This is a genomic window from Enterococcus sp. HMSC076E04 (assembly GCF_001814285.1).
Lineage (GTDB): Bacteria > Bacillota > Bacilli > Lactobacillales > Enterococcaceae > Enterococcus_B > Enterococcus_B lactis.
This window is the reverse complement of record NZ_KV815578.1, coordinates 1-8,690: the sequence shown is the minus strand read 5'-3', so window position 1 is coordinate 8,690 and position 8,690 is coordinate 1. Positions and strand designations below refer to the sequence as shown.

At 35.5% G+C, this 8,690-nt stretch carries 9 protein-coding genes and 1 pseudogene; 3 read left to right on the top strand and 7 right to left on the bottom strand.

Annotated features, from left to right (window positions below):
- The 5 genes from HMPREF2961_RS03115 to HMPREF2961_RS03095 form a co-directional block, all read right to left on the bottom strand.
- The coding region (locus tag HMPREF2961_RS03115; protein ID WP_070544229.1) for a PTS fructose transporter subunit IIB at positions 1 to 238 on the bottom strand (238 nt) is incomplete at its 3' end.
- Between the two features lie 16 nt (positions 239 to 254).
- Entirely contained in the window at positions 255 to 707 is a 453-nt protein-coding gene (locus HMPREF2961_RS03110) for a PTS sugar transporter subunit IIA (RefSeq protein ID WP_070703943.1), read from the bottom strand.
- Positions 708 to 722: 15 nt separating this feature from the next.
- Positions 723 to 1,037, bottom strand: a complete 315-nt coding sequence (locus HMPREF2961_RS03105; protein ID WP_002290570.1) for a PTS fructose transporter subunit IIB — start codon at positions 1,035 to 1,037, stop codon at positions 723 to 725.
- On the bottom strand, positions 1,034 to 1,441 hold the full coding sequence (locus HMPREF2961_RS03100) for a PTS sugar transporter subunit IIA (protein ID WP_002315680.1): 408 nt from the start codon (positions 1,439 to 1,441) through the stop codon (positions 1,034 to 1,036). Before HMPREF2961_RS03100 ends, HMPREF2961_RS03105 begins: the two co-directional genes overlap by 4 nt.
- On the bottom strand, positions 1,431 to 2,915 hold the full coding sequence (locus HMPREF2961_RS03095) for a BglG family transcription antiterminator (protein ID WP_070703941.1): 1,485 nt from the start codon (positions 2,913 to 2,915) through the stop codon (positions 1,431 to 1,433). Before HMPREF2961_RS03095 ends, HMPREF2961_RS03100 begins: the two co-directional genes overlap by 11 nt.
- A 275-nt stretch (positions 2,916 to 3,190) precedes the next feature.
- On the opposite strand from HMPREF2961_RS03095, the gene HMPREF2961_RS03090 reads away from it, so the two are divergent.
- The 3 genes from HMPREF2961_RS03090 to HMPREF2961_RS03080 all read left to right on the top strand — a co-directional run bounded on the left by HMPREF2961_RS03090 (position 3,191) and on the right by HMPREF2961_RS03080 (position 6,991).
- Complete coding sequence (locus tag HMPREF2961_RS03090) at positions 3,191 to 3,898, top strand: GntR family transcriptional regulator (RefSeq protein ID WP_002315678.1); 708 nt, start codon at positions 3,191 to 3,193, stop codon at positions 3,896 to 3,898.
- Between the two features lie 126 nt (positions 3,899 to 4,024).
- Complete coding sequence (locus HMPREF2961_RS03085) at positions 4,025 to 5,188, top strand: glycoside hydrolase family 88 protein (RefSeq protein WP_002315677.1); 1,164 nt, start codon at positions 4,025 to 4,027, stop codon at positions 5,186 to 5,188.
- Positions 5,189 to 5,203: 15 nt separating this feature from the next.
- Positions 5,204 to 6,991: a glycoside hydrolase family 35 protein gene (locus HMPREF2961_RS03080; protein WP_002315676.1), complete on the top strand. Its 1,788-nt coding sequence runs from the start codon at positions 5,204 to 5,206 to the stop codon at positions 6,989 to 6,991.
- 126 nt (positions 6,992 to 7,117) lie between these two features.
- On the opposite strand, the gene HMPREF2961_RS03075 is transcribed toward HMPREF2961_RS03080, so the two are convergent.
- Positions 7,118 to 7,951, bottom strand: a complete 834-nt coding sequence (locus HMPREF2961_RS03075) for a hypothetical protein (protein ID WP_002290562.1) — start codon at positions 7,949 to 7,951, stop codon at positions 7,118 to 7,120.
- Positions 7,938 to 8,690, bottom strand: a pseudogene (locus HMPREF2961_RS03070) (hypothetical protein); the annotation flags it as partial. The gene HMPREF2961_RS03075 and the pseudogene HMPREF2961_RS03070, both read right to left, overlap by 14 nt.

Here is an 8,690-nt window from a genome sequence, read left to right as displayed (position 1 = left end):
GAATGATACGTTTTCCTTCAAATCGTTCTCTGCCGCTTATTTTCACATCAATTGCCAGAATCACGAGATCTGCTTCTTTTATTTGCTCTGGGGTTAATTCATTCTCGATTCCAATCGTTCCTTGTGTTTCGATATGCATCTCGTGTCCTGCTTTTTTGGCTGCATTTTCTAATTTTTCTTGTGCAATATACGTATGGGCAATCCCAACTGTACATGCAGCTACTCCTATGATCTTCATGTTTTCTTCCTCCTTTTTATGATGCAAATGCTGCGATGACCTCTTTTGTCTCTTTTGCTTTGATCAATTGCTCAACAACTTCATCATTTCCTAGTTTCCTTGCAAATAAAGATAACAACTTCAAGTGAGTTTTAGCCCCTTCATTATCATTGCCCACAGCAAACAAAATAATTCCTTTTACCCCTTTACCATCTAATGTTTCCCAAGGGATTTCTCGAGCTGTCACTCCAATTGCTACCCCGATCTTTTTGACAGATGCACTTTTTCCATGAGGAATTGCAATGTAGTTCCCAATACCTGTCTGCCCTTCTTTCTCACGAGCATATATATCTTTCATAAATTCTTTTACATCGGTGATATACGTATTTTCCAACAATATAGTTGCTAATTCTTCAAGTACTTCTTCTTTTGTCGTTCCTGCTAAGTTTGTTTTGATCGTATTCGGATCGATAATGTTTGTTACTTCCATGGCATTTCCACTCCTTCACGCTTGTTTTACGACTTCAACGCCTTTTTCGATTAGTTTATTGGGTGATTTGATGGCGATTTCTGTCGGTACTTGAATGATACGTTTTCCTTCAAATCGTTCTCTGCCACTTATTTTTACATCAATTGCCAGAATCACGAAATCTGCTTCTTTTATTTGTTCTGGGGTTAATTCATTCTCGATACCAATCGTTCCTTGCGTTTCGATATGCATCTCGTATCCTGCTTTTTTGGCTGCATTTTCTAATTTTTCTTGTGCAATATACGTATGGGCAATCCCAACTGTGCATGCGGCTACTCCTACGATTTTCATCTTTTATCTCTCCTTATTTTCTTTAATGTTTGCATAAATGTTTCGTCCGCTAAACATCTCATAAAATTTGCTATTTTCTTCTTTTTTTCCGTAGTTTCGTTTGGTGAAAGCAATACAAAAAGAATCAAATCGACTTGTTCGATTGCTTCGTTCCATTGAAAAATGGTTTTTTTGGGATACAAAATGATGATTTTTGATTCAGTGATCAACTCATGTTCAATATGAGGAAGAATGATCCCCTCTTCGATTTGAATATTTCCATTTTGTTCACGCATAAGAAAAGCTTCCATCAATATGCTTATTTTCTCTTCTTCTCCAGGGTAAAGTGAACTTGCTAACCAATGATATGCCTCTCGTTGAGAAGTAACGGATACTTCGATTCTTTCGATGAACTCATCTTTCATTATAGATTTCCCCAATCTTTTTCTGGATTCGTGATTGATCATCTGCTGTTAGCATCGCACTAACAAGTAATGTATGGATTCCTAATCGTGAGCGGATTCCAACAGTTGTCAAAATCAATTCGATGTTCGGATTTTTTTCTAAAGCCGTACGATAGTTTTTTGTCGCAATGACATCTACTATATTTAAGTCTGGAAATTTTTTGATGATTTTTGCTTTCAACAATTCAGAAGTTCCAATACCTGTCGTACACATAATCAATGTCTGAATCGGTAATTGTTGTGTTTCTAACATCCGTGCGAAATACAACGTTATGAAGCCAATCTCATCTGCATTGATTAGAGGTAATTTGAAGTGCTGACTGACTTCTTTAGATACTTCAGACACACTGTTATAGATTTTTTCATAGGTCAGCTGAATTTGGTCCAACAAGCCATTTTTTACGTGGATACGATTTTTTAAGCGATTGATCATTGGTTTGATATGATTGGCTAGATCAATAAAAATACTTTCATTTGTCACTTTCATATTGATTCGTTTGCCTACTTCTTCTAAATAGTAAGTAGTGATTTTTTCTACCTCTTCTGGAAATTTTTTTATTTCTTTTGTTGTTTTTTCCATTCTTGAGGAAACTAGATACTGATAGAGATAGTAAGATTCATTCACAGATAACGAAGTTGCCAGATATTTTTCAACATTTTGTATAACGATTTCGGCTGTTTTTTTAATTTGGTTATCTTTTTCAAAGAATTCAATTTGTTCCGTGGTTAGTTCCTCTTCTCTGGCGGGAGCACTCCTTTTCCTTGAGCGACTGATCAAGATATACAGATGTGAAAAAATATTGACATTGTAAGGATAAGGAAGTCCACCTTCTAATATTTTTTCGATTAGCTTTAATTGATCTGAAACGAACAAGACATCGTAACGATTGAAGTTGAACGTTTTCGAAGCATTTATTTCATCGATATCAAGGATATTCATGCGCCAAATAACTTCTGCAAGCCCTCTACGTATATCTTCTTCTAAACCTTTGATGGCTAATGTCCGATTTTTTCGAATCAATTGAAGATCAAACTTCCTCAACTTTTGTGCGATACTTTTCTCATCATTGGAAATTGCCGAATCACCCACCTCGTAGGCACTAAAAAGCTCAGATATCCTGATTGCTCTTGGTGAAGACAGTAAAAGTTCCTCCATTACACGATTCTGACGTTCATTTGGCGATAGACTAATCGATAGATTATTTGTTTCTTTGTTTCGTTCAATAAATTTTTCGTAGTCTAATTTATACCCTTTCCCCTTTTCTGATAAAATCAAGTGACCATTTTGAAATTCTGTATTTATTTTTTTTACTAAGCGGTAGACCGTTTTAGTCGAGGTATCTAATAAATCAGCTAATTCTTCTGAAGTCATGTAATGATTTTGTTTTGACAAGAGCAACACTAATTTATTTTCTCGATTCATTTGACTAGTCATGATCCTTCCCCCTTTGCATCTTTATCATAACCATTTTTATTCCATCTGTTTCACTAAAATTTGTCCATTGCATCAGACATTTTTGTATCCGCTTTCTAAAGTGTGATTTATTCCAATTCTACTTCTATTATTTTTATAAAGTTCCACTAATTTCATCTACCATCATAATTTTATTTACTTCTGCAACAGCAGAATTCATGGGTTTTAATTGATTTAGATATGTTAACATGTTATCCTATTAGATAATGATGTTGTAAGAAAGGAAGACTTCTAGTATGATTCCTAAATACGAGCAAATCAAGCAAGACTTACTTGAAGAAATCAAAAACCACCACTTTATTCCTGGTGATAAATTTTACTCAGAAGCAGATATCAAACGGAAATATTCTGTTAGTTCAATTACTGCAGTCAAGGCTCTCAATGAACTAACTGCTGCAGGCTATCTCTATCGTATCCAAGGAAAAGGAACATTCGTTTCAAAATCAAAAGTTTCTCAAAGTGTGAAATTCTCTGATATCGAACTACATTCTTTAGATAAAGAAAAAGTTAAAGTACTCTCGATTGAGGAAGAAAATGAAATGGATATTTTAAAGGAATTAGGCTTACCAGCAAATGCTTCTTACTATAAAATTAAACGTGTTCGTTTCTTTGAAGATACACCCTTTTTGGTCCACATCACTCACTTACCAAAAAAATTAGTGAAAGAACCAATAGCAAAAGATATTTCTGTCTATTCAAGTATATACGAAAAAGTTCGTAAAGATTTTGGGATTGATCTTTTTTCCCTTGCTTCTGTGGAAACAAATGAAATTGTTTTCCCAGAGAATGCAGAACTACTTAATCTATTAAATCTAAGTTTCCGAGAACCTGTTGTCCAACAAATCAAACACTCTTACTTAGCAGATCAAAGTGTAGCAGAATATATCATCAGTTATAAACATTGGAAATACTTTAAAACAAAAATTGAAGTGGAAGCGGAATAGCTTTCACTTTTTTGTTTGCTCTCTTCTAATAAACTTTTTTAAATCCTCTTCAATACTCGCTTTTTTTTCCTAAATACGGTATACTACTTTTAAGTTAATATGTTAACATTTTAAGAGGAGGTAACTATGAATATTCAACAAAAAAAGGAAATGTTGATTGAATTGGGAACATTTGTAGATAAAAATTGGTTGGATGAACAATTTGAATGGTGCATGATGCGTATCAAAAAAAATATGGTTCGTTTCGGGTTAGATTTCCCTTCAGCTTGTGCAACAAACGGAAAATATCGAATCAAAAAAAATGATGATTGGACAAATGGTTTTTGGACGGGAATGCTTTGGTTATCTTATGAATGGACAAAAGAAGAGAAATTTCTAGTACGTGCAATGGAAAATATCCATAGCTTTCAAAAACGCTTAGACCAACACTTCGTCCTTGATCATCATGATATCGGTTTTCTTTATAGTTTATCCGCTGGAGCCGGGTATAAAGTCGTGGATAGTCAGTTGTGTAAAGAATCGTTTTTACAAGCTGCAAATATTTTAGTGGCAAGATTTCAGAACAAAGGGAATTTTATCCAAGCTTGGGGAGCATACGGTGATCCTCTCGAATACCGTTTGATTATTGATTCTTTGATCAATCTTCCTTTGTTGTTCCAAGCATGTACGCTTTCTAATGACCCACATTATAAAGAAGTGGCTTTCAAGCATTACCAGACATTGTTGCATACCGTGATTCGTGAAGATGCCACCACTTTCCATACCTATTACTTTGACTCAAACACAGGAGTTCCAACACATGGTGCAACGCATCAAGGTCATAGTGATGAGTCGATCTGGGCTAGAGGGCAAAGTTGGGCGATTTTAGGGATTCCACTAAACGAACGATACTTGCATTCTGTTCCTTTTCCATTGAACTACAAAGCGATCGTCGATGTTTTCTTAGAACATTTACCTCAAGATTTTGTACCTTACTGGGATTTTGATTTCAATGATGATTTTCCATCAGATAAAGACAGTTCTTCTCTAGCGATTGCTGCATGTGGATTATTAGAAGCAGAAAAAATGGAAGCGTATCCTAAAGCAAAAGAAATAGCAAAAGGAATGATTTATCAATTAGGAACACACTATACTGCTAAAAATGATCCAGAAAATGAAGGATTGCTTTTACATGGCGTTTATGCTCATGCGGAAGGAAAAGGAGTCGATGAGCCAAATCTATGGGGCGACTACTTTTATTTAGAAGCACTTATGCGTTTAGCAAAACCTGAATGGAACACTTACTGGTAAGGAGAATGAATAGACATGCAAACATTTAAAATAAAAGACGAATTTTTAGTCGACGGTATTCCTACAAAAATCATTAGTGGGGCAATCCATTATTTCAGAATACCCCCTTCTCAATGGGAGCACAGTTTATATAATTTAAAAGCACTAGGAGCAAATACGGTTGAAACTTATATTCCGTGGAATCTTCACGAACCACAAGAAGGTTCCTTTGATTTTTCCGGATTCAAAGATATCGTTCAATTTGTAAAAATTGCTCAAGAATTAGACTTGATGGTAATTTTACGTCCTTGCGCCTACATTTGCGCTGAATGGGAATTTGGTGGATTACCTGCTTGGTTATTGAAAGAACCTGATATAAGAGTACGTTCTACCGATCCTCGATTTATGGAAAAATTGAAAAATTATTATCAAGTACTTCTACCAAAACTTGCACCTCTTCAGATCACACAAGGTGGTCCAGTCATCATGATGCAGCTCGAAAATGAATACGGTTCTTACGGAATGGAAAAATCTTATTTACGCCAAACAAAAGAATTGATGCTTGCACATTCGATTGATGTTCCTTTATTTACCTCCGATGGTGCTTGGCTAGAGGTGTTAGATGCTGGTACATTAATTGATGAAGACATTTTTGTGACTGGTAATTTTGGAAGCCACTCAAAAGAAAATGCGCAGGTCTTAAAAGAATTTATGCAGAATCATCAAAAAAATTGGCCGATCATGTGTATGGAGTATTGGGATGGATGGTTTAATCGATGGGGAGAACCTATCATTACGCGTGATCCCGAAGAATTAGCAACTGAAGTAAAAGAGATGTTAGAAATTGGTTCCTTGAATCTTTATATGTTCCACGGGGGAACAAATTTTGGTTTTTATAATGGGTGTTCTGCTCGAGGCAATACAGATCTTCCGCAAATCACAAGCTATGATTACGATGCACTATTAAACGAAGCTGGACAACCTACTGAGAAATATTATGCAGTTCAAAGGGTCATCAAAGAAGTTTGTCCATCTGTTTGGCAAGCAGAGCCCCGAACAAAAACGTTAAAAAATCTAGGGACTTATCCGGTAAATAAAAGCGTTTCTCTATTTCATATAAAAGAACAGATTTGTGAAGAAATCAAAACAGATTACCCTTTGACAATGGAACAAGCAAGCAATGGCTACGGCTATTTATTATATTCACTTACCTTAAAAAACTACGGACATAAAAATAAATTACGTTTAATCGAAACAAACGATCGTGCACAAATATATATTGACGGCAAATACAATCAAACGCAAACACAAGAAACACTGGGTGATGAAATGATGATTGAAGGACAAAAAAATCAGCCCACTATCACATTAGATGTTCTAGTTGAGAATTTAGGAAGAGTCAATTACGGTGCAAAATTGAATAGTCCCTCCCAATCAAAAGGGATTCGCAATGGTGTTATGCAAGATATCCATTTCCATCTTGGATACCGCCATTACCCATTGACTTTCGAACAAGCTCAACTAGATAAAATCGACTATTCCGCTGGCAAAGACCCGTCACAGCCTTCTTTTTATCAATTTGAGTTTGATCTTGCTGAAGAAGCAGATACTTATATCGATTGTTCTTTATATGGTAAGGGGGTCGTCATCATCAATGGATTCAATCTTGGGAGGTACTGGAATCATGGGCCTGTTTTATCACTATATTGTCCAAAAGATGTACTAAAAAAAGGCAGAAATGAAGTGATTATTTTTGAAACAGAAGGTATATCGATTGATACATTGATTTTTTCAGATCAACCAATAAAAAAAGATTTGTCATGAACGATTCAAAATAATCATCCTGTAAATTAGCTTATACAAAAAGGGAGTCCTACGAAAATCATTATTCGATTTTCAAAACGGATTCCCTTTTATAGTGAATAGCTTTTCTATCATTATTTCTCTTAATCAAGTACAAGTGATTACTTCTCGTCCGAAAATCTCAATTTGTGTTAATGCTGGGAATGGTGACGTATCTTCTGCTTTTTTCAAATTTTTCAAAGTAACTGAACTCGTCATTTTTTCAGGAAAGTAAAACGATTGAAATTCAAGCGTATCTGTTGTTGCTACTTTTATTGTTTCTCCATCAGAAAAACAAATAGAAACTTCTGTCCAATAGCTATCATGTGGATAATCTCCTCGAAACAAAAGATTTACTCGATCGGTTTGGATTGAGCGTCCAAAGTCGATCGTCAAAGTTGCATCTTTTTGCTGATTGATTCCCCAAGAAGTAAATGGATAGGATCCATGTGAGCGATTACCAAACTTTCCGTCAATCGCATTTTTAGCAAAAAAAGTCACATCATTTCTCGTCTCTACATTAGCATATGCATGTGGATATGCTCCACTGAACAATTTTTGATCATGAGGGTTTGTAGATACATTCCGATAGCTTTCCACTTCAAAATCATAGGCTTTACGAACATATATGTGATGTCTTTTTGAACGAAATCCCGTCTCTACTGAAGCTTTCGTTTCTTCTAGCGGAATCACATATTCCCATTTCTTCTCTGGAATATAAAGAAGTGTCGGTGCCAATGTTTCATCTAATTGCACAACAAAATAGTGATCATTTTTCTCTTTCGTTATGACCAGTTTGTCTCCTACTTCATATGTGTGATTTTTGATTGCTAAAACTGCTATTTCTTCTCCATTTGCAGAAAATGCGGTTTCTTTTTTCTCGTGATCGATTTTGCCAATAACTACTTGATTATTTTTATTTTTTAGATCAATTTGGATCATTTTTTTCTCCTCCATTTATTATTCCGCCAACTAAACAAATAAAGCGATGGGTACCAGGTTCGATTTTCTTTTTCAAATAGGGAAGATTGGTTCTTGGAAAGAATACAGAAGTATTTGGTTCTAGCACCTGAATCCCTGCTTCTTCATACCCCTCGATTGCAATGATTTGAGACACATGCGTTTCTTTTATTTTTGCACAGTCTTTCGCCAAAGTTATTTCTGGTTCTTTTACCAAAAGACTAAATCCGCCTTCTCTTATCTCTAAAGGAATCGTCGTATATATCTCATGGAATCGAACATGCCATTCACCAAATGGGTAAATTTCTGTTTGGATCAGCACTTCTTGGAATGGTTGCCATTCATACATAACAGAAGTCTCTGTTGCTTCACTACTTCGTACCTTTTTCTTTGTCCTGAAATATTCACCGTCTCTTGAAAGAGCTAATGTATTATCAAATGCCCCTTCTCCATATGTGATTCCCGCTTTTGGCACACTAAAGCCGAATTTAGTAGAGTAGACAAACTTACTATACTTCGCTGGGGCATGCGCTTGGCCCTCAATCATCAAACCATATGGATAACCAAGTACATGTTTTCCTTCTTTTGCCTGACACAAAAGCATATTTCCATTATCAATCAATCTTTTCTCTTTGGTATTGACTGGTTCAGGTTTGGCTTTCCAATACGGATGTTCTTTTTTTGTTGCTATATAGGTTGAATTAAATACTTTACATCCGCA

What these genes read in the sequence shown, in the direction of transcription:
- HMPREF2961_RS03075 (WP_002290562.1), bottom strand. Translation starts at nt 7,951, where the DNA reads ATGATCCAAATTGATCTAAAAAATAAAAATAATCAAGTAGTTATTGGC.
- HMPREF2961_RS03085 (WP_002315677.1), top strand. Translation starts at nt 4,025, where the DNA reads ATGAATATTCAACAAAAAAAGGAAATGTTGATTGAATTGGGAACATTT.
- HMPREF2961_RS03110 (WP_070703943.1), bottom strand. Translation starts at nt 707, where the DNA reads ATGGAAGTAACAAACATTATCGATCCGAATACGATCAAAACAAACTTA.
- HMPREF2961_RS03105 (WP_002290570.1), bottom strand. Translation starts at nt 1,037, where the DNA reads ATGAAAATCGTAGGAGTAGCCGCATGCACAGTTGGGATTGCCCATACG.
- HMPREF2961_RS03100 (WP_002315680.1), bottom strand. Translation starts at nt 1,441, where the DNA reads ATGAAAGATGAGTTCATCGAAAGAATCGAAGTATCCGTTACTTCTCAA.
- HMPREF2961_RS03095 (WP_070703941.1), bottom strand. Translation starts at nt 2,915, where the DNA reads ATGACTAGTCAAATGAATCGAGAAAATAAATTAGTGTTGCTCTTGTCA.
- HMPREF2961_RS03090 (WP_002315678.1), top strand. Translation starts at nt 3,191, where the DNA reads ATGATTCCTAAATACGAGCAAATCAAGCAAGACTTACTTGAAGAAATC.
- HMPREF2961_RS03080 (WP_002315676.1), top strand. Translation starts at nt 5,204, where the DNA reads ATGCAAACATTTAAAATAAAAGACGAATTTTTAGTCGACGGTATTCCT.